Origin of the sequence: Pseudomonas sp. CFBP13508, assembly GCF_005233515.1 — a bacterium.
GTDB lineage: Bacteria > Pseudomonadota > Gammaproteobacteria > Pseudomonadales > Pseudomonadaceae > Aquipseudomonas > Aquipseudomonas mercuritolerans.
The window spans coordinates 504,261-523,921 of the sequence record NZ_QFZZ01000004.1; the positions used below are offsets into that span (position 1 = coordinate 504,261).

Sequence of the window (19,661 nt, forward strand, 5' to 3'; positions counted from 1 at the left end):
TGTGTCAGCGGGTTTTTCAGTTCTTGTCGAGATCGATATTCTTCGTCTCACGCAGACAGATCATCCCCACCACCAGGCTCACTCCGGTGATCAGCACCGGATACCACAGCCCGTAGAAAATATCCCCGGTGTACACCACCAGCGCAAATGACACGGTGGGCAGGAAGCCGCCAAACCAGCCGTTGCCGATGTGATAGGGCAGCGACATCGAGGTGTAGCGAATGCGGGTCGGGAACAGTTCCACCATCAGCGCCGCCAGCGGCCCGTAGCACATGGCCGAAATGATGATCAGCGCGACGATCAGGGCGACGATCATCGGTTTGTTGATCTGCTGCATATCGGCTTGTTGCGGGTAGCCGGCGAGGGTAATCGCGCCGCGCAGTGCCGCCTCATCGAAGCCATCCAGCTTCACGTCGCCGACACTCACTTGCACGGCGCTGCCCGCAGGCGCAGCTACGCTGGAGTAGGGCAGGCCTTGCTTGACCAGGAAGGTCTTGACCTTGTCGCAGGGGCTGTCGAATTTGGCCTTGCCCACCGGATCGAACTGGAAGGTGCACGTGGCCGGATCGGCGAGCACGGTGATCGGTGCCTGACGGCTGGCCTGATCGATCGCCGGGTTGGCGTAATGGGCCAGGGATTTGAAGATCGGGAAGTACAGCGCGGTGGCCAGCAGCAGGCCGAGCATCAGTACCGGTTTACGCCCGACCTTGTCCGACAGCCAGCCGAAAAAGATGAAGAACGGCGCGCCGATCACCACGCTGATGATCAGCAGACTGTTGGCCACCGCCGGGTCCATTTTCAGGAACTGGGTGAGGAAGAACAGCACGTAGAACTGCGCGGCGTAGAAGGTCACTGCTTGCCCGGCGTTGATGCTGAACAGCGCGATCAGCACGACTTTGAGGTTTTCCCATTTGCCGAAGGATTCGCGGATCGGCGCCTTCGAGGTTTTGCCTTCTTCCTTCATTTTCAGGTAGGCCGGCGACTCGTGCAGGCTCAGGCGAATCCAGGTGGAGATGCCCAGCAGCACGATCGACAGCAGGAACGGAATGCGCCAGCCCCAGACTTCAAACTGGTCGCCGGTGAAGTAGCGGCAGCCGAGCACCACCAGCAGCGACAACAGCAGGCCGAGGGTCGCGGTGGATTGAATCCAGCTGGTGTGGAAGCCGCGTTTGCCGATAGGCGCATGTTCGGCCACGTAGGTCGCCGCACCACCGTATTCGCCACCGAGCGCCAGGCCCTGAAGCATGCGCAGCACCACCAGAATGATCGGCGCGGCGATGCCGATGCTGGCGTAGGTCGGCAGCAGGCCGACGCAGAACGTCGCCACGCCCATCAGAATGATCGTCGCCAGGAACGTGTACTTGCGCCCGATCATGTCGCCCAAACGGCCGAACACCAGCGCGCCGAATGGCCGCACGATGAAGCCGGCGGCGAATGCCATCAGGGCGAAGATGAACGCCGTGGTGTCGTTGACCCCGGCGAAAAACTGCTTGCTGATCACCGCGGCGAGAGCGCCGTAGAGGAAGAAGTCATACCACTCGAACACTGTCCCGAGTGATGAGGCGAAGATGACTTTCTGCGTTGCGTTGCTGGTCTCGGCGCTGCCCGCAGCGTCCAGCGGCTGAACGTGTTCTGACATATCGGTATCCCTCACAGTGATTGTTTTTGTTGTTCCACTGGTGTTGCGTGTCCGGTAATGCGCGATGCCTGAGTCTGGTGATGATGATTCCTGTGGGAGCGAGCCTGCTCGCGAAAGCTTTTTGCCAGTCAACTCCTAGGCTGAGTGAGCTACCGCATTCGCGAGCAGGCTCGCTCCCACATTTGTACTGTGTACAGGTCCAGCCAGTATCAGTCGTGCCGCCTTCTCGGCAATCATCAGCGTAGGCGAACAGGTATTGCCCGAGGTGATTTTCGGCATGATCGACGCATCGGCAACGCGCAACCCCGGCACGCCGTGCACGCGCAGCTGCGCATCGACCACCGCGTCACCGTCGTTGCCCATGCGGCAGGTGCCGACCGGATGGAAAATCGTCGTGCCGATCTTCGCCGCCGCTTCATGCAATTGTTCTTCGCTTTGCAGGCTGTCGCCGGGCAGGTATTCCACCGGTTTGAACGCTTGCAGGGCAGGGGCGCTGACGATGCGCCGGGTCAGGCGAATTGCATCGGCGGCGACGCGCAGATCTTCTGGATGGCTGAGGTAATTGGGCTGGATCAGCGGCGCCGCTTGCGGATCGGCGGAGCGGATCTCGATGCGCCCACGGCTCTGCGGGCGCAAGTCGCACACCGAGGCGGTGAACGCCGGGAAGCTGTGCAACGGCTCGCCAAAGCGCTCCAGCGACAGCGGTTGCACGTGATATTGCAGGTTCGCCGAGGTTTGCTCGGGACCGGAGCGGGCAAAGGCGCCCAACTGACTCGGCGCCATCGACAGCGGCCCGCTGCGGTCGTACAGATAACGCAGGCCCATGCCCATTTTGCCCCACACGCTGCCCGCGATCTGGTTCAGCGTGCGGGCGTTTTCCAGTTTGTAGATCAGGCGCAGTTGCAGGTGATCCTGCAGGTTGCCGCCAACCCCCGGCAGCTCATGAATCACGCCTATCCCTAAGCGTCCGAGCAGCGGCCGCGGACCGATCCCGGAGCGCTGCAGAATGCTCGGCGAGCCGACCGAGCCGGCGCACAGGACAATCTCCTTGCGCGCCTTGAACTGTCTGGTCTGGCCTTCATGCTGCGCGCTGACTTTCGCCGCGCGGCCGTTCTCCAGCAAGACGCGATCAACCTCGACGCCGGTCAGCACGGTCAGGTTCGCCCGGCTGCGCAGCGGTTTCAAAAAGGCCTTGGCCGCGTTCCAGCGCACCCCGGCTTTCTGGTTGACCTGAAAGTAACCGCAGCCTTCATTGTCGCCCTGGTTGAAGTCATTGATGCTGGCAATGCCGGTTTGCTCGGCGGCGCTGCGAAAGGCATCCAGAATCGGCCACGACAGGCGCTGCTGCTCGACCCGCCATTCACCCTGATCGCCATGAAATTCAGCGCCGCCGGCAAAGTGGTTTTCGCTCTGTTTGAACAGCGGCAGCACGTCTTTCCAGGCCCAGCCCGGATTGCCCGCCGCCGCCCAGCCGTCATAGTCGCCGGCCTGGCCGCGCATGTAGATCATGCCGTTGATCGACGAACAGCCGCCCAGCACCTTGCCCCGCGGATAACTCAGCGCGCGGCCATTGAGGCCGGGTTGTTGTTCGGTTTTGAAGCACCAGTCGGTGCGCGGGTTACCGATGCAGAACAGGTAACCCACAGGAATATGAATCCAGGCGTAGTTGTCGCGTCCGCCGGCTTCGAGCAGCAACACCCGTTGCTGTGGATCCGCTGAGAGCCGGTTGGCCAGCAAGCAACCGGCGGGGCCGGCGCCGACCACGATGTAGTCGAATTCATCCAGGGACGTCTGCATGCCCTGACCTCGCTTTTTGTTTTTATTGTCGGACACTCTAGTTGTTAGCTTTCGTTAAAAGAATGTTAGTTTTTGCGCAGCCGCTGTGCGTTTTCAAACAGCCCGAAGTGACGATAGCTGACAAGGACCTGCCATGTTCGACTGGAACGACCTGCGCTTTTTTCTCGAGCTGCAACGCAGCGGCCGCCTGCTCACCGCCGCGCGCCGGCTCAATACAACCCACGCGACAGTGGCGCGGCATATTGAATCGATCGAAAAAAGTCTCGGCACTGCGCTGTTCGTCCAGCACGCCCAGGGCTATGAAATGACCCCGGCGGGGGAGGCACTGCTCAAGCACGCCGAAGCGATGGAAAACGTCGCGTTGCTGGCGCAGGAAGAAATTACCCAGTCCACCGCGCCGCTGGGCAAGATCCGCGTCGGCGTTACCGAAGGCCTCGGCATCAAGTTCCTCGCCAGCCGCATGATCGGTCTGTTCGAGCGCTACCCCGGGCTGGAAGTGGAACTGGTCGCCGTGCCGCGCTTCGTCAGCATCCTCAATCGCGAAGCGGAAATCAGCATCCACCTCGAACGCCCATCCGCCGACATGCTGGTCACGCGCAAACTCACCGACTATCGACTCGCGCTGTACGCCAGCCAAACCTACCTCGACAAAGCGCCGCCGCTGCACAGCCGCGAAGACCTCGGCCGACATGCCTGGATCGGTTATGTCGACGATCTGCTGTTCAGTCAGGAACTGATGTTCCTCAACAGCTTCTGTCGCAGCCCGCGTGTGGTGTTTCACAGCACCAGCGTCATCGCCCAGCAGGAAGCCGCTCGATCAGGATTGGGCATCGCTGTGCTGCCGTGTTACATGGCCGCGTCCGACCCGAATCTGGTGGCGCTGTTGCCGGATGAAAGCATCGAGCGCAGCTACTGGATCAGCACACGGCGGGAGCTGCACAAATCGGTGCGGCTGCGGGTGGTCTGGGATTATGTGGTGGGGTTGTGTGAGGCAGAGCAGGGTCTATTGCGCGGCTAACCTGATGCATTCCGTCCCCCCTGTGGGAGCGAGCCTGCTCGCGAAGGCAATCTTTCAGCAACATCGATGCTGACTGACACACCCCTTTCGCGAGCAGGCTCGCTCCCACAGGGGTATTCATCCTGGCTGCTTTCGCGGGTTGATAAATATATGGATATCCGTATATTCGTTTTCCCGCATATGGCGAGCCGATCACCGTGATCACCCCCACCGAAGTCTTCAAAAGCCTCGCCGACGAAACCCGCGTCCGCGCCATCTTGCTCATCGCTGGGCAAGGTGAGCTCTGCGTCTGCGAGCTGATGTGTGCGCTCGATGACGGCCAGCCGAAAATCAGCCGCCACCTCGCGCAACTGCGCAGTAATGGTTTACTGCTCGACCGCCGTCAGGGCCAGTGGGTGTATTACCGGCTGAACCCGGAGCTGCCGGCATGGATCGGCGAAATCCTCCAGGTGACCGCGAAGGCCAATACCGATTGGCTCAAGGACAACGCCGCGCGCCTGCAAAACATGGATGGCCGTCCCGTGCGTGAACGCGCCTGCTGCTGAATCTTCCACTTTCTACGGAGCGCCCAGATGCGAGTACTGTTCATGTGCACGGCCAACAGCTGCCGCAGCATTCTTTCCGAAGGCATGTTCAATCACCTGGCTCCCGCTGGTTTCCAAGCGGTGAGTGCTGGCAGTTTTCCCATAGGCCAGGTGTTGCCGCGCAGCCTGTCGACGTTGCAAAAGCACGGCCTCGCCATCGACGGGTTGCACAGCAAAGGCAACGATGCCTTCGCAAACAACCCGCCGGATATCGTTATCACTGTCTGCGATAAAGCCGCCGGGGAAGCCTGCCCGGTGTATTTCGGCCCGGAACTGAAAGCGCACTGGGGGCTGGAAGATCCGTCCGAAGTGCACGGCGACGAAGCGGCAATCGACGCGGCATTCCAAGCCACTTTGATGCGCATCGGTGAACGCTGCCAAGCCTTCCTCGATCTGCCGTTTCACTCGCTCAGTCGCGAGCAACTGAAAGCCGAACTCGATCGCATCGGCACGCTGTAAGGAGGCTAAATGACAAATCATTTGCCCAACCTCGACGCAAGTCTGATCGACGCTGTTAAGCCATCGAATGTCGGCGAACACAAACCGCGCATCCTTCTCCTCTACGGCTCGACCCGCGAGCGCTCCTTCAGCCGCTTGCTGGTCGAGGAGGCCGCACGCCTGCTTGAACACTTCGGCGCCGAAATGCGCATCTTCAATCCGTCCGGCCTGCCACTGCCCGATGACGTTCCCGTCGACCATCCCAAGGTCCAGGAACTGCGCGATCTGGTGCTGTGGTCGGAAGGCCAGGTCTGGTGCTCGCCAGAACGCCACGGCGCCATGTCCGCCGTGTTCAAGGCGCAGATCGACTGGATCCCGCTGGAACTCGGCGCTGTGCGCCCGACCCAAGGCAAAACCCTGGCGGTGATGCAAGTCTGCGGCGGCTCGCAGTCGTTCAACGTGGTCAACCAACTACGCGTCCTCGTCCGCTGGATGCGCATGTTCACCATCCCCAACCAATCCTCGGTGCCGAAGGCCTATATGGAGTTCGACGAGGCCGGGCGGATGAAACCTTCGCCGTTCTACGACCGTGTGGTGGATGTGATGGAAGAACTGGTGAAGTTCACCGTGCTGCTGCGTGGGCAGCAGGCGCACCTGGTGGACCGCTATTCCGAGCGCAAGGAAAGTGCTGAACAGTTGATGGCGCGGGTGAATCAGCGGTCGATTTGAGTAGCGCTTTCGCAACATGATTTGGCCGGCTGCAAATGCTGGCCGATTCACATAGGATATCGGCGTATCACTGTGTCAAGGGCAAACTCAAGGAAGTGTTAGTGATGAAATTCAAGGAATGGGCGGATTTGACGGCGCTGTACAAGCGCAGCCGCACACAGCCGAACAAGTTGCTGTTCACGTGGAAGAATGCGCGCCGGTTATGGCCGATGTGGACGGCCGCCGCGACCACGTTGCCTCTCATTGCTTTGTCCGCTCTGGGCATCCTTTATCCGATATTGGTTCCGATTTCTTATCTCTGTCTTGCCGTGTGGGCGGGCGGACTGTTCTTCACTCGACTCAATGCCCTTCGCAGGGTTATCCCGTGCAGTTCGCTGAACATGCAATTGGCCAGCAACCCTGGGGCGAGCAAGAGAACATTCTTTGCTACGCGTTCTTTTTGCAGATTGTGCAGGATGAAGGCTATACGGCTGCCAGGCTGCGGGAACTCTCGGCGTATTCAGACCTGACCGTCGCGCCAGCCAAACCTGCTCTTTCGCAAAATCTGGGCTTCGTTTCGCTCTTCGCTCTGATTGTCGGGCTGTCCACTGAACTGATCAAAGCGACGTCTTTTTTTCTCGGAGGAAAGGGCGCTGTCATCCTCATTCTGGTCGCCGCGGTTTCGTTTATTTACTGGATTGTCTGGGATGGCATTCAAAGTACGCCCTACCAAAGACTGCGGATAAAACGCTATGTTGATCTGGCCGCCTATGATCTGGAGGAACGGGTTCAGGATGTTCGAGAATTGAATCCCGTGGAGTCTTCGCCGGTTTTGTCGATGAGCAAGCAAACGGAGCCAACAGCATGAGCGGAGACAAAAAAAAGGCTCGGCCTCCTGCTTTCTACCGCGCTGAGCACCTCAAATGATTCATCAACATAGCGAACAATAATCGCAACCTTCGCTCTCGTCGGGGTAGGCATTCTTCCAGGTGACATACATATATACCGCACACTATAGCTTCACTTTGTCGAACATCGCTCTATGAACGTTTGATCACAGAGCCGCACTCTCATTTCAGATAACTGAGTCGGCAATTTTCGGAGCGATACAATGACAAACTTGCACAACAACACTTCTGACAGCATCGAAACATTAGAGCTGGATGTCATGGCAGCCTGCATCAATTTCCATCCATCCCCAGCCGAAGAAACCGTAGTTAGTCTGCAAGGCAAGGGTGGTGGTCATTATCTGATTCATCTCTTGGCAGGGGCAACAATTCACATCAAGACATCGGTCTTTCAAAATGAGACGGGAAGGAAGCGTAAATCGAACTGGGAGTTCGATGCGACTGCACTGGGCAGCATCGAAGTAAAGCTGGAAGAAAACAAGCTGAAAATTGGCACGTGCACGGTACATCTGCCTGATTCCGAAAGTCCGGATGAAGCTGTCGGTCAAGTGCGTGTCATCACTGAGAAAGGCGTGGTCAATGCTGTGGATCTGGCCTTCCAGACCATTTATTTCGATGGCGTCGATGGACGGTTTTTTGAAGCGCCCGATGATGCAGCCAATACGTTGGCTGCCGCACTGGTTAAATTTACCTTTTTGGACGTCGACGTTCGACACATCGGTTTGGACGGAAGGAATGAAGCGGTCAAATATAGCTTCAAGGACCGTACTTGGTTGGTGGGGGACGAGGTTGTTGATTACACGCAACTTAGAGTTTCTGATCGTTGCCACCATCAAGTGACTGAAGTATCCGTTTGACATCCGACGGTCAGCAGCTCAATCAGTAAAGTCGCGGTTGAGGATGCACGATAAGCATTCAGCTGAAGTCGTGCCTGGCGTGGATTCCATGTCAGGTACTTACTCATCGAAACACCTGAGGCTGAAAGCCTTCGGGGCACTAAGTTTCACCGTTACGTTTTTTTTAAACAGCGGCCGTTGGAATTTGATATTCAATGCCATTTCCAAACCCTACAACGCCTTGCGCCGTCAACCAAGCACTGGATAACGTCGAAATCGCCAGCTAACCCGCACCCCGGCGAGGGGAAGCCCTCGTCGAACCCCGTCCGCCCACCCTAGCTGGCACGCGGCCACAGCTTGCGTCTCCCAGTCTCGGCTGTCACCCTTCGGGCCGTTCTCAAGGATCAGAACCAGGAATCACGGATGAGTGGCTACGTACCCAACCCCCCGAAAAATTATCGTTACGAAGAAGCCAAACCCGTCGACATACACGCCCAGCATTGGGCCGAGTATGAGAAACACGGGAAAGAACCCGTGCGCGAACCTGAGAAGATCGGGATTGCGTTGAGGATCGGGGTTTTCTTTGATGGCACGGGCAACAATGCGAACAACTCTGCTGCGGGGTTGTTGTGTGGCGCTCAGCATCCGATTGCACCTGAAGATATTCCCGCCAGTTGCCAGCCTTATATGGGTGATCCGGATAGTAGTTATGGTAACGATGTCAGCAATGTGAAGAAGCTGAGCGAACTGTATGGAGCAACACGACTCGCTGAGGGAGAAGGGCCACGAAAGAGAGCTTTCGGTATGGTCTACGTCGAAGGTATAGGTACCCGTTCAGGTAAAGAAGACAGTAAATTCGGCGCCGGTACAGGACGTGGTGAAACCGGCGTTGCAGGGCGAGTCCAGTCCTGTTTCGCGGTGATCGAACAGCGTATCACTGAAGTATTGGACAAAAATCCCGGTAGTGAAATTGCTTCGTTGACTTTCGACACGTTTGGCTTTAGTCGCGGTGCCGCAGCCGCCAGACATTTCGCCAACGAGATAGTGCGTGGCAAACAAGGGCCTTTAGGCGACATTCTCCGCAGTATGTCCGATGCCCTCAGTTCGACCTTTGTTGATCAGTATCACAGCGACATCAACGTGGGCTTCATTGGGCTGTTCGACACGGTACCGTCGATTGCTGGATGGTCCAATCTGGGCAACATAAAAAGCGCAGTCGCAACGGGGGTCAAACTCTATCTCGACCGACGTTATTTCACCGACGTTGTGCAGTTGGCTGCGCGGGATGAGTGCAGGGCTAACTTTGCTCTCAATCGAGTAGCGATGGATCATCCGGAAATCGTCTTGCCGGGTGTGCATTCCGATGTGGGTGGAGGTTACCTTGAGGACGCTGAAGAGTGTGTTCTCGTTAGCCCAATGCAGACGCTAGAGGTCGGTACGTATACTGACGTCGCTACCACATCGATCTACCAGGATGCGATCAATGTGAGAAATCAGTGGCTAGCCAAGGGTTGGCCGCTCGAAAATCTCGACATCGTTACGCCACCGCCATTACTGCTACCGGTCAGCCCTCAGGATCGACTTAGTCCTCGAGTCAAGCGAGTCTATGCGGCCGTCCAACTCAAGCGTCCGGTGAGTGGATTACTGTCGAGAGTGAGCCTGCACGTGATGCATCAACTCGCCAGAGCCAAAGGCGTTCTCTTCGAAGACATTCCCGAGACGCCAGACTTCGCCGTTCCTGAAGAACTCAAGCCCATGTGTGTTCGTTTTGTCTCCGGCGACTACAGCACCACGCCAGAGGAGGAGCAAATACTCAAACTCAAGTACATTCACACGTCCGCCAACTGGAACCATCCGCTTGGCAGGAGAGATGGGAGTGGCATCAGAGCTGTTTACATCAACGCCCCCACGAAAGATGCAATCCGAGTAAAGCACCCACACGTACCTGACTGGACGCTTTGGTAATGAAGTTATTTACAGCACTGCTGTGTACGCTTTTTGTGGCTGGTTGTAATGCCGACCCGCTGTCAGCAAAAAACGACCCTAAATCCCCTTGGTGGGAACTCGGGTTTACCGAACCCAACTACATGAAGGTCTGGGTTGAAGACACTGCTGTGGAAGATATAAAGGGAAAAACATTTTTGCGTACCGGTGGTGGATCGGCATCGGGCGGGCAACCTGAAGACGGCACCGAATCGGCGCGTGGTTGGGACGGAGTGGGCGCGTCCGCAAAAGCCGTGGTCGGCGCTGATCTCCCAAAAAGAATTTTTGTTCGCTGGCAGTCCATCGTAGAGCCTCAAACTTATCGGGCTTGGGTAGATATACCCGAAGAAGCCAGGCAAATGATGCGGACTTCGGTCGCGCAGCGCTGCGCGAAAACACCAGAGCGGCGGAGTACCTATATTTCATCGGTCTATCTGGGCCTGGCGCCTGGCGGCGTTGTGCAGGTTTGGGTCAGAGACGAGTGCCACCATCCGATCAAGGTCGCCAGAGCACAGGCAGAGATCGAGCCTTTAGGACCGAGTCAGGGTAAGAACCAAGGACGCTACGCCTATCCCGTCAGCGAAAAGTCCAAGCGCTATATCGAGAAATTCGGCATTCCGTACGGAAGTTGGTAAGCGCTGAAGCCGTGCTTCGTCCACTGTGCCGCCGTGCGCAATGTCGAAGCACGGCCGCCAGTGCACTGATCCGCTACCCTCCGTTCGGTGAATAAACAACTCACGCCTCAAATCAAAACCTCAAACGCCGCACTACCCAACACCTCCCCATTAACCATCACCTGCACCCCATGCCGCCCAGCGAAATGCTTGCGCGTCGTAAAATCCTTGATGACTTGATTCCGTCGCACCACCTCTTCCCCAAACCCCGCTAACCCCAAAGTCTTCAACTTGAAAACCTTCCTCGAAACCCCGCCATTCGCCTTCACATACTCAATCGCATAATCAATCACCAGCCTTTGCTCGTGCGCCACCACGGACTTCACCGTAAACGACAACGTAATCGCTTCCCCCAACCTCACCACCGCAGGCTCAACCCGCACATCCAACAACTCAACCTCAGCCTTCGCCCCTGCGCCAATTACCGTCAGCGCGCGCACATCCCCCTGTTTGATCAAACTGCGCAGCGCATGCTTGGCAATCCAGGCCGTGTGCTTGTTGTTCAGCGACCAACCTTCAACCGTGTCCAACACCCACCCCGGATGCACTTTCGTCACATCATTCAAATGATTCGCCACGGACTTGCGCACGTACAAGCTCTCGTCCGCCTTCAACCGATCCAATATCCCGGCGGCCAATTGCGGATTGGCTTGTACCGCTTCCAGGCGAAACGACCAGGGCAGGCGAGGGCGGCTGCCTTCGCTGGCGAGGCGACGCACGTGATGGTTTTCGTCTCGGGTCCAGTCGTGCATCTTTTCCAGTGAGCGTTCGAGGTCGCTGCGCAGAAAGTGGCGGATGGCGAATTCGGAGGAGCCGAAGGTGGTGAAGTACTTCAAGGCGTCCATGGAGGTGTCGAAGGCGTGACCGCCATAGCTCGCGACGTAATGTGGGAGGCACATGCTGACGAAGCCGCTGTTCAGGCGCGGCGCGAGTTCGCGCAAGACGTCGAGCGTATCTTCGTACTTCAGCGGCAGCACGGCGTGCAGGCTCTCGGCGACGCGGGCCATGCGTTGCATCACCGACATCTCGGTCAGTCCATGGTTGGCGTGCGCAAGAAAAGCCTTGGCTTTGAACGCCGGGTACACCGCGCTCATTTCGTCTGCAATGTGCTGCAAGCGCTCGGCATTGAAGATTTCCTTTAACGCCGGGGCGGCGCTGTCGTTGGAGCTCATGATCAGTTCATCGGTGTGCTGATGAACGCATCGGTACTTTCTGCGTAGGCGGTGTATTCGGCAATTCGCGGATAGCGTGTGGCGTCGATCTGATCGGGCACGACGAGGTCGGTGAAGCTCCAGGCAACCGCCAGGCTGATGCCATCCTGGGCGAGCGAGCCGTCGACGGGGAATTGGCGATGCTCCAGTTCCTTTTCAAGCGCTGTAAACGCGGCGGCGAGTTGGCCTTCAACGCGTTCAACCCAAGGTTGATATTGAATCTCCGCCGGGCGCAGGTTGCGTTCGTAATACAGCTGCACGGCTTTTTCGCAGGCGGCGAGGCTGAGGCCGATCAGGCGCAGGGTTTGAGCGCGTTGTTTGAGATCGCTTGGCGGCAGGCTTTTGCCGGAGCTGGCTTCGAGATAATCGAGGATGAGGGTCGAGTCCATCAGGACCACGCCGTCGTCGAGGATCAATGTGGGCGCCTTGACCACCGGGTTGATCTGCTGAAATTGCTCGAAATGGCGGAACACCGAGACCGACTCGTGTTCGAGGTCGATCCCCAGGCATTTGGCGGAGATCGCTACGCGGCGCACGTAGGGAGAGTCGAGCATGCCGATCAGTTTCATGACGCGTTCCTTCAAGTCGAACCGGTGGGAACGCATAACCTAGCCGAGCGAGAGGCAATTGTCAGTCGTCGAATCCGGCCTGCTCGTGAATTTCATCGACGTTCAAGCCCAGCCGATACGCCACTGCCACAAACAGCGCCTGGCACAAACACAGCGTTGCACTGAGCGAACGAAAGGCCAGCGCACTGCCTTCATTGACCAGCAACACGCTATTGGCAAGTTTTGCCAGTGGCGAAAGAGGGCTGTCGGTGATGATCAGGGCATTGGCGTTCTGCTGCCGGGCGAAGCGCAGGCAGTGTTGGGTTTCCTTGGCGTAGGGCACGAAGCTGATGGCGATCACCAGATCGTTGGCGCGCACGCTGCGCATTTGCTCGCGATAGCTGCCGCCGATGCCGGAAACGAGATGAATGCGCTTCTGCGTGTGTTGCAGGTTGTAAACCAGATAGTCGGCGACGGCGAACGAACGGCGGACCCCGACAACATAAATGTCGTCGGCATTGACGATGAGATCGACGGCTTTATCGAAAGCAGCCTCGTCGAGTTCGCGGCCCAAGCGTTCGATGCCCGAGAGCGTTGCATCAATGCACTCGCGGGCGAGTTCGCCGTTGTTGGCGGTCTGCGAGTTGTTGGCGATCATGCTGCGGATGCGTTGCTGATAGTTTTGCGCTGGCGTGGCTTTGTGCGTCCAGGCCTGGCGGAACAGCGCCTGCATCTCGCTGAAGCCGCTGAACCCGAAACGTTGCGAGAAACGCACAATGGCTGACGGATGCACTTCGCACTCGCGGGCGATGTCGCTGATGCGCTCGACCATGATTCGCTCGCTCTGTTGGCTGATGTAGCTGGCCACGCGTTTGAGCTGGCGCGGCAGGGCGTCATACTCTTCGCTGATCATTTGCAGCAGGCGCTCGGCGTTGACCGGCGCGCTGGCGAAGGAAATTTCGGCTGTGGCCGGCAGAGCGGGGCGGGGCATGGGCAGCATCCTTCAGGCGAGTTGAGCACGCGGTGGGCCTGATAATAGAAGGGCTGCGTAAGCTCTGCCGGGCTGAAACGATGCACCTTGCGAGAATAATCCCGGCTGTCGCTGGCGGGTTGGTTAGCCGTTTGTCTTCTATATACAGCCGCTCGACTGAATTTCTTGCTATAAACGCACTCCGATGGCCGTGTGAAGCGTGTGTCAGAGCAGTTTCCAGGTCCTGTCGGACAAATTCCCTGTATTTACAGTTGCTGAGGTCTTGATCGGGCCTTAGACTGCCGCCCCTCGTAAATTGAGTGCCGGGTGGCGTTTGCAATAAAACGATGCCTTTTCGACGGCCCGACACGGTTCGCCGAAACGCTCCCTTATTCGCCTTAATGCACGTTTTTTTATAGAGATATCAATGACAAAGGACAAGTTGCTGGCTATGCCGGCAGATGACTACATGAATGCAGAGCAACACGCTTTCTTCACTGAGCTGTTGCAGAACATGAAAGTCGAAACCCACGAGCGCATTGAGCAAAACCGTATCGCCATCGAAAGCCTGGACACCCCGGCTGACCCGGCGGACGCGGCTTCGGTTGAAGAAGAGCGCACCTGGCTGGTCAACGCGATCGATCGCGACCAGCGCATGCTGCCGCAATTGGAACAAGCTCTTGAGCGCATCAAGGACGACAGCTTTGGCTGGTGCGACGACAGCGGCGAGGCCATTGGCCTGAAACGCCTGCTGATCAGCCCGACCACCAAGTACTGCATCGAAGCTCAAGAGCGTCACGAGCAGATCGACAAGCACCAGCGTCAGGCCTGATTCTGTGGGGTGACCCCTTCAACAGGGGCACCTTGAAAAGATCGCAGCCTTCGGCAGCTCCCACATGGGGTTGCTGAAGGCTGCGATCTTTGTTTTTGCTTGCCTGCGATTTTTCCCCGTCGTTCCATTGACCTGCCACCGACCCCACGACTAACGGACCATGGATAATGGCGTTGTAGTGGCGTTTAATGCAGTCACAACAATGAGAACAAACGTGGGGTGATCAAGATGACGAGAGATGGATCTCTGGTTGCGGCGCTGCCTGCACCAGTGCTTTCGCCGAAAAACCGCTGGATCGCGCCGACCCTGCAAAGCGTCGCCCTGATGCTGTTGCTGGCCGGCATGGCCATGGCCGAGTGGTCGCTGTACATCGGCATGCCGCTGGCAGTGTTGATTGTCTGGCTGCCGCGCCTGCGCTCGCGCAATGCTCCTGCTGCTGCCCCGGTCGATAGTGCGAGCGCATTGTCCGCACTGACTCGCGATCTTTCCTATACCACCAGCCACAACGCACTGTCTGCGGCCGGCGTGGCGTTCTCGGTCAAAGCGCTCGCAGGCAAACTTGAATCGCAACTCGACGCGGCGGCGCAGATCGTCAGCAACGCCGAGGTGATGATCGCCACCGAACAGGCGACTTCACAGCTCAGTCGCGATGCGCTGGATTCCGCCAGCCAAGCGCATCACAGCAGCGCGGCGGGGCGCAGCGAACTGCTCGACTCGATTGCGCGCATGCAGCAACTCAGTCAACGCGCCAACGCCAGTCGCGAATTGATCGAGGCCTTGAGTGTGCGCAGCGACGATATCCAGCGCGTGACACTGGTAATTCAATCGATTGCCAGCCAGACCAATTTGTTGGCGTTGAACGCTGCGATTGAAGCCGCCCGGGCCGGCGAGCACGGTCGCGGTTTCGCTGTGGTCGCCGATGAGGTGCGCGGACTGGCCGCGCGTACGGCGGCGGCCACGGGTGAGGTCGGTGAGATGGTCGCTGACATTCAGCAGCGCACCGCGCAAGTGGTGGCGCAGATTCGCGAGCTGTCGAGCGATCTGCACACTGGTGTCGAACAGGTCGAACACACCGGTCAGCATCTGGAAAACATCGCGCGTCTGGCGGCCGGCGTAGAAACTCAGGTCAGCGAGATTGCCCGAGGCGCGCAGACCAATCGCGAGCAGCTTGACGCGCTGTTCATCGCCATCGAGCAAATGCGCAGCGATCTGGCAATCAGCGATCAGCAGACCCGCCGTCTCGCCGAGGCCGCGGTGCAGATGGAAGGGCAGGCGGAAACCATTAGCGAGCGCCTGGCCGAGGTCGGCCTGGATGACTATCACCAACGTATCTACGACTTGGCCCGTGAAGGTGCGAGCCAGATTGCCGCGCGTTTCGAAGCGGATGTCGAGCAGGGACGGATCAGCCTCGATGATTTGTTCGACCGGACATACCAGCCGATCCCCGCAACCCAGCCAGCCAAATTCCAGACCCGGTTCGATCGATATACCGATCAGGCACTGCCAGCGATTCAAGAGCCTTTATTGTTACGACATGAGGGGTTGGTATTCGCAATCGCTTGCACGCAGCAGGGTTATGTGCCGACGCATAATCAGGCATTCAGCAAACCGTTGACCGGTGATGTGCAGGTCGACACGGTGAATAACCGCACCAAACGCAAATTCGCCGACCGCACCGGCATCCGCTGCGGCAGCCATCAACAACCAGTGCTGCTGCAGACTTACACGCGCGACACCGGTGAGCTGATGCATGATCTATCGGTGCCGATCATGATCAAGGGACGACACTGGGGCGGTTTGCGTCTGGGCTACAAACCTGAGAATCCGCGCTGAGATTGTTACCGTTGGCGCAATGAATCTGTGCACGGGGGTTGCTGTTTCCTCTCGAAGGAAAGCATTAACCTGACGACTTAGTTAGGTAGCTAATTATTTCGGAGGGCACATGCAGTGCAGGGTAGACGTGGCAGTGATGATCGGCAGCGGGGTCCCGGCCGGAATGCGCGCGATGGGGCGCAGTGTGTGCTGGGTGGTTTTGCTCAACGGTGAGCGACGCGGCACAGCCTTCGCCAGTCGCAATGAAGCGGAGGAGTGCAAGGCTGCCTGGCTCGAACAATTGAACATCGAGCCCGGCGACAGCCTGCACTGATCGTACTTACTTGCCGCGATGCAGGCGCACGTTCAGCTCATCGACAATTGGTGCTTCCTCTCCGTCCGCCCGCAGCCACTCTTTAAGCAGTTGCGCTTGTTGAGGCGACCAGAAATCGGCATCGATCAGCTTGGTGTCAGAGTCCAGCGGATGGGCTTCGACAAAGTCATTGATCGACGCTTCATCGGACGGCAGGCCCAACTGATCGAAAAGGGTGGTCAGGTTAAGCTCGGTTGGCAGTTCCATCATCTACTCCTGGGTCGGTGCCGGTACGGCTTGTACGTTCACTCCCCTTATCAGAGGCAGCCGTTGGCGTGGAGTTCGATTTTTGATTCCAGCGAACGGGCGAGGGCGCACGCTTCGTTGTGATTGCCGCGGAAACCTCTGACACGTCCCGTGGATATCTCTTTGATGTGAAAGAACGCGATGCCCGCCGGCACCACCTGAAAATGCGGGGTTCGGTGATTGTTAGAAGATGTCGGAAGGTGATCCAGGCTGGCAATCTGCATTGTCAGAGGTGTGTTGATTCGCGCCTCAGGCGACGTGGCAAAATGAGTCAAAGTGCACATGTGAAGTCCTTTTCATCAGTCGGCCGGGATTTAACGGCCGTTGCGGGTAGTCGTAATGAGCATCGCTGCTCTAGAATCGCCAGTACCTGTTGACGACCGGGCTTATCTAAAGCAATTTTTCGCCAGCGATATGTCGGAAAAATGCTTTTTTTCGTGAGAAATTTCCCTAAAGTTCGTAGTCAGATTTGCTCCAGTCGCACTTGAGGTTTTTTCCTTCAAGGTTTGGCGATTTCAGAGCGGGTTTCATCAATGACAATCCAGTAGTCTACGAACCTCGCGATTCAAGAGCGCTTTGCTCGCTTCGGGTTTTTGAGTGTTTTTGCAGTTTCATCGGCATTGCCGTTTCTTTGCCGTGCGCGTTTTTCCGCGGCACGGTTTTTCAAATGTGGGGATGTTTCTTTGGCAGTCAGTAACCTCGATATGCATGCTTTGTTCGTGCTGGGTGATTTGCGTGCAAAGCTGGTCAAGCAATTTCAATCACGTTTTGTTTACATCACCGAGCAAAACGCAGAAGGCATTTACATCGCCGAAATCGATACCGAAAGTGCATTGGTGGTCGATGACAAACCGGGGCTCAAACTGAAGGTTGGCGACCATTTCATTGCGTCCGTTCTGCCCAGCCGCGAAGGCGGCAAGATGGACATTCGTTTTCGCGACATCAAACTGACGGTCTACGGCTTGGGCGACTACGCCTTCGTCAGTACGGCCGATGGTCACGCGATCCTGTTCAAGGAAGGCCATAACGTGGTGACCGTGTTCGCCGCCAATGAGCAACTGCAGGAAGGCCTGACCAAAACCTTGAAGGCCGTCACCGCCAAGGCCGCCAAATGGCGCAAGGGCGAATTGGTGACCTTCAAGGCCAGCGAGTGAAGCGCGCAGACTTTCATTCGCAAAATCTCGACAGCGCACGCGCCGAAGCGCAGCGTTTGTTCGCCCGCAAGGCTGAACTGCAAGGAGCCTGGCTTGGTTGGGTTGCGTCGCAGATCTATGCGTTGCAACCGGCGGCTTACGCCAGCATGGTCAGACGTGAGCTGCAAAGCCTGCAGGAAAATTCTGAAACGTAGCCCCGTGCGCAGCAAACCCCGGAAAAAGCAGGAACCTCGGCTAAAGTCAGTTGACTGAGTTATTCAGAGGCTTGCGCTCCCGTCAGGCCAGACTTGCCATAGCTGTGAACAGCACGAGGTGCAATGCATGAACGGATTTCGACGGTTACTGGCCGCCAGCGTGGCCACCTTCGGTTTGCTGACGTCAGCGCAATCGCTGCAGGCGGCACAGGCGCCGATCCACTTTGCCGACCTGAACTGGGAAAGCGGCAGCCTGATCACCGAGGTGCTGCGGGTGATCGTCGAGAAAGGCTACGGCTTGCCGACCGATACGTTGCCGGGTACCACCATTACCCTTGAAACCGCCCTGGCCAACAATGACATCCAGGTGATTGGAGAGGAGTGGGCCGGGCGCAGTCCGGTCTGGGTCAAGGCCGAAGCCGAGGGCAAGGTCGTCGGTCTGGGCGATACGGTAAAGGGTGCCACTGAAGGCTGGTGGGTGCCGGAATACGTAATCAAGGGCGACCCGGCCAAAGGCATCAAGCCGCTGGCGCCGGATCTGCGCAGTGTCACTGATCTGAAGAAATACAAGGACGTGTTCAAGGACCCGGAAAGCCCGGGCAAAGGGCGTTTCCTCAACAGCCCGATCGGCTGGACGTCGGAAGTGGTCAACAAGCAGAAGCTGACGGCGTATGGCTTGCAGGACGACTACACCAACTTCCGCAGCGGCTCGGGTGCAGCGCTGGATGCCGAGATCAGCTCTTCGATTCGTCGCGGCAAACCAGTGCTGTTCTATTACTGGTCGCCGACGCCACTGCTTGGCAAATTCAAACTGGTGCAACTGGAAGAGCCGCCGTTCGATGCCGAGGCGTGGAAGACGCTGACCGACGCCGATAACCCCAATCCAAAGCCCACCCGATCGCTGGCATCCAAGCTGTCGATTGGCGTGTCTACGCCGTTTCAAAAGCAGAACCCGCAAATTGCCGAGTTCTTCAGCAAGGTCGATTTTCCCATCGAGCCGCTGAACAAGGCACTGGCGGAGATGAGTGACAAGCACACCGCGCCTCGTGAGGCGGCGGTCGCGTTCATGAAAGCGCATCCGGATGTGTGGCAGGCGTGGCTGCCCAGGGATGTGGCTGACAAGGTGACGGCTGATCTGAAATAACGCGGTTAACGCAGTGCACCGCCGACCGGTCGTGCACGGCCAAAAAATCCGACTACGATGGTTTGTTCAAATCCCTTTGAAGGATTTCAACCATGACCTTTGTGTTGGCTCAATGGCTGGTGACTGTGTTCGCAGCGATCGGCCTGATGCATGTGTATTGGGCGTTGGGTGGGCAATGGGCGGCTGCGGTGGTGGTGCCGCAGGTGCCGGTGTCGGGCTTCGTCGCCACGGTCCGCCCGGCCTTCAAGCCCTCAGGCTGGGTGACGCTGGCAGTCGCCGCTGCGCTGCTGGTGATTGCAGCGCTGGTTTGCATGCGGGTCGGTTGGGGCGTGCCGGCGGTGCAGCATAAGGCACTGCAATGGGTGATCAGTGCAATTGCGTTGCTGATGTTCGCCCGAGCGATCGGAGATTCGAATCTGGTCGGATTTTTCAAGGAAGTGAAGGATTCGCGATTCGCGCGGCTGGATACCTGGGTGTACTCGCCGTTGTGTGCGCTGCTGGGGGCGGGGTTGTTGGCAGTAGCGTGGGTTTGAGCCGATCCGGAATTGGCGATGCCCCGACTGGCCTCTTTGCGAGCAGGCTCGCTCCCACA

22 protein-coding genes are annotated in these 19,661 nt (G+C 57.9%); 15 read left to right on the forward strand and 7 right to left on the reverse strand.

Annotated elements, in window-relative coordinates:
* Window positions 1-16 precede the first annotated feature (16 nt).
* On the reverse strand, window positions 17-1,639 hold the full coding sequence (locus PspCFBP13508_RS14535; RefSeq protein WP_024013261.1) for an MFS transporter: 1,623 nt from the start codon (window positions 1,637-1,639) through the stop codon (window positions 17-19).
* A 135-nt stretch (window positions 1,640-1,774) separates the two neighbouring features.
* Window positions 1,775-3,436 (reverse strand): GMC family oxidoreductase N-terminal domain-containing protein, encoded by a 1,662-nt coding sequence (locus PspCFBP13508_RS14540; protein WP_137214914.1) that lies wholly within the window; start codon window positions 3,434-3,436, stop codon window positions 1,775-1,777.
* Between the two features lie 133 nt (window positions 3,437-3,569).
* On the opposite strand from PspCFBP13508_RS14540, the gene PspCFBP13508_RS14545 reads away from it, so the two are divergent.
* From PspCFBP13508_RS14545 to PspCFBP13508_RS14580, 8 genes are all read left to right on the forward strand, one after another.
* The gene (locus PspCFBP13508_RS14545; RefSeq protein ID WP_122703935.1) at window positions 3,570-4,454 is read left to right on the forward strand and encodes a LysR family transcriptional regulator; all 885 of its coding nucleotides are present in this window, start codon (window positions 3,570-3,572) and stop codon (window positions 4,452-4,454) included.
* 197 nt (window positions 4,455-4,651) lie between these two features.
* Window positions 4,652-4,999 carry a metalloregulator ArsR/SmtB family transcription factor gene (locus tag PspCFBP13508_RS14550; protein WP_130910159.1) on the forward strand — a complete coding sequence of 116 codons (348 nt, stop codon included), beginning with the start codon at window positions 4,652-4,654 and terminating at the stop codon, window positions 4,997-4,999.
* 27 nt (window positions 5,000-5,026) lie between these two features.
* Window positions 5,027-5,497, forward strand: coding sequence for an arsenate reductase ArsC (locus PspCFBP13508_RS14555; RefSeq protein WP_137214915.1), 471 nt, complete (start codon window positions 5,027-5,029; stop codon window positions 5,495-5,497).
* Window positions 5,498-5,506: 9 nt separating this feature from the next.
* Window positions 5,507-6,205: an arsenical resistance protein ArsH gene (gene arsH, locus PspCFBP13508_RS14560; protein ID WP_137214916.1), complete on the forward strand. Its 699-nt coding sequence runs from the start codon at window positions 5,507-5,509 to the stop codon at window positions 6,203-6,205.
* Between the two features lie 118 nt (window positions 6,206-6,323).
* The gene (locus PspCFBP13508_RS14565) at window positions 6,324-7,052 is read left to right on the forward strand and encodes a hypothetical protein (protein ID WP_241669518.1); all 729 of its coding nucleotides are present in this window, start codon (window positions 6,324-6,326) and stop codon (window positions 7,050-7,052) included.
* Window positions 7,053-7,295: 243 nt separating this feature from the next.
* Entirely contained in the window at window positions 7,296-7,949 is a 654-nt protein-coding gene (locus tag PspCFBP13508_RS14570) for a hypothetical protein (RefSeq protein WP_130910157.1), read from the forward strand.
* A 402-nt stretch (window positions 7,950-8,351) separates the two neighbouring features.
* On the forward strand, window positions 8,352-9,893 hold the full coding sequence (locus PspCFBP13508_RS14575) for a DUF2235 domain-containing protein (protein WP_137214917.1): 1,542 nt from the start codon (window positions 8,352-8,354) through the stop codon (window positions 9,891-9,893).
* A complete protein-coding gene (locus tag PspCFBP13508_RS14580; protein WP_110645605.1) occupies window positions 9,893-10,546 on the forward strand; it encodes a DUF2931 family protein in 654 nt (217 codons plus the stop codon). The genes PspCFBP13508_RS14575 and PspCFBP13508_RS14580 overlap by 1 nt, the downstream gene beginning before the upstream one ends.
* A 107-nt stretch (window positions 10,547-10,653) precedes the next feature.
* Here PspCFBP13508_RS14580 and PspCFBP13508_RS14585 read toward each other — a convergent pair whose 3' ends face one another.
* The 3 genes from PspCFBP13508_RS14585 to PspCFBP13508_RS14595 form a co-directional block, all read right to left on the reverse strand.
* Window positions 10,654-11,757 (reverse strand): DNA alkylation repair protein, encoded by a 1,104-nt coding sequence (locus PspCFBP13508_RS14585; protein ID WP_137214918.1) that lies wholly within the window; start codon window positions 11,755-11,757, stop codon window positions 10,654-10,656.
* 2 nt (window positions 11,758-11,759) lie between these two features.
* Window positions 11,760-12,365, reverse strand: coding sequence for a glutathione S-transferase (locus tag PspCFBP13508_RS14590; protein ID WP_137214919.1), 606 nt, complete (start codon window positions 12,363-12,365; stop codon window positions 11,760-11,762).
* 61 nt (window positions 12,366-12,426) lie between these two features.
* The gene (locus tag PspCFBP13508_RS14595) at window positions 12,427-13,335 is read right to left on the reverse strand and encodes a MurR/RpiR family transcriptional regulator (protein WP_130910008.1); all 909 of its coding nucleotides are present in this window, start codon (window positions 13,333-13,335) and stop codon (window positions 12,427-12,429) included.
* Between the two features lie 406 nt (window positions 13,336-13,741).
* Here PspCFBP13508_RS14595 and PspCFBP13508_RS14600 point away from each other — a divergent pair, with 406 nt between their 5' ends.
* From PspCFBP13508_RS14600 to PspCFBP13508_RS14610, 3 genes are all read left to right on the forward strand, one after another.
* Window positions 13,742-14,146, forward strand: coding sequence for a TraR/DksA family transcriptional regulator (locus PspCFBP13508_RS14600; protein WP_016775095.1), 405 nt, complete (start codon window positions 13,742-13,744; stop codon window positions 14,144-14,146).
* A gap of 228 nt (window positions 14,147-14,374) precedes the next feature.
* Window positions 14,375-15,979 carry a methyl-accepting chemotaxis protein gene (locus PspCFBP13508_RS14605; protein WP_137214920.1) on the forward strand — a complete coding sequence of 535 codons (1,605 nt, stop codon included), beginning with the start codon at window positions 14,375-14,377 and terminating at the stop codon, window positions 15,977-15,979.
* Window positions 15,980-16,088: 109 nt separating this feature from the next.
* Window positions 16,089-16,292, forward strand: coding sequence for a hypothetical protein (locus PspCFBP13508_RS14610; RefSeq protein WP_137214921.1), 204 nt, complete (start codon window positions 16,089-16,091; stop codon window positions 16,290-16,292).
* Between the two features lie 6 nt (window positions 16,293-16,298).
* Here the strand turns inward: PspCFBP13508_RS14610 and PspCFBP13508_RS14615 are convergent, their stop codons facing one another.
* Window positions 16,299-16,538 (reverse strand): DUF2789 family protein, encoded by a 240-nt coding sequence (locus PspCFBP13508_RS14615; RefSeq protein WP_137214922.1) that lies wholly within the window; start codon window positions 16,536-16,538, stop codon window positions 16,299-16,301.
* 50 nt (window positions 16,539-16,588) lie between these two features.
* Complete coding sequence (locus tag PspCFBP13508_RS14620) at window positions 16,589-16,861, reverse strand: hypothetical protein (protein WP_137214923.1); 273 nt, start codon at window positions 16,859-16,861, stop codon at window positions 16,589-16,591.
* A gap of 420 nt (window positions 16,862-17,281) precedes the next feature.
* Between PspCFBP13508_RS14620 and PspCFBP13508_RS14625 the strand changes: the two genes are divergently transcribed.
* The 4 genes from PspCFBP13508_RS14625 (at window position 17,282) to PspCFBP13508_RS14640 (ending at window position 19,602) form a co-directional block, all read left to right on the forward strand.
* Window positions 17,282-17,731, forward strand: a complete 450-nt coding sequence (locus tag PspCFBP13508_RS14625) for a hypothetical protein (protein WP_178083644.1) — start codon at window positions 17,282-17,284, stop codon at window positions 17,729-17,731.
* Complete coding sequence (locus PspCFBP13508_RS14630) at window positions 17,728-17,925, forward strand: hypothetical protein (protein WP_137214924.1); 198 nt, start codon at window positions 17,728-17,730, stop codon at window positions 17,923-17,925. Before PspCFBP13508_RS14625 ends, PspCFBP13508_RS14630 begins: the two co-directional genes overlap by 4 nt.
* A gap of 127 nt (window positions 17,926-18,052) precedes the next feature.
* Window positions 18,053-19,069 (forward strand): ABC transporter substrate-binding protein, encoded by a 1,017-nt coding sequence (locus tag PspCFBP13508_RS14635; protein WP_130910236.1) that lies wholly within the window; start codon window positions 18,053-18,055, stop codon window positions 19,067-19,069.
* A gap of 92 nt (window positions 19,070-19,161) precedes the next feature.
* Entirely contained in the window at window positions 19,162-19,602 is a 441-nt protein-coding gene (locus PspCFBP13508_RS14640) for a DUF3995 domain-containing protein (RefSeq protein WP_130910237.1), read from the forward strand.
* The last annotated feature ends 59 nt before the right edge of the window (window positions 19,603-19,661 follow it).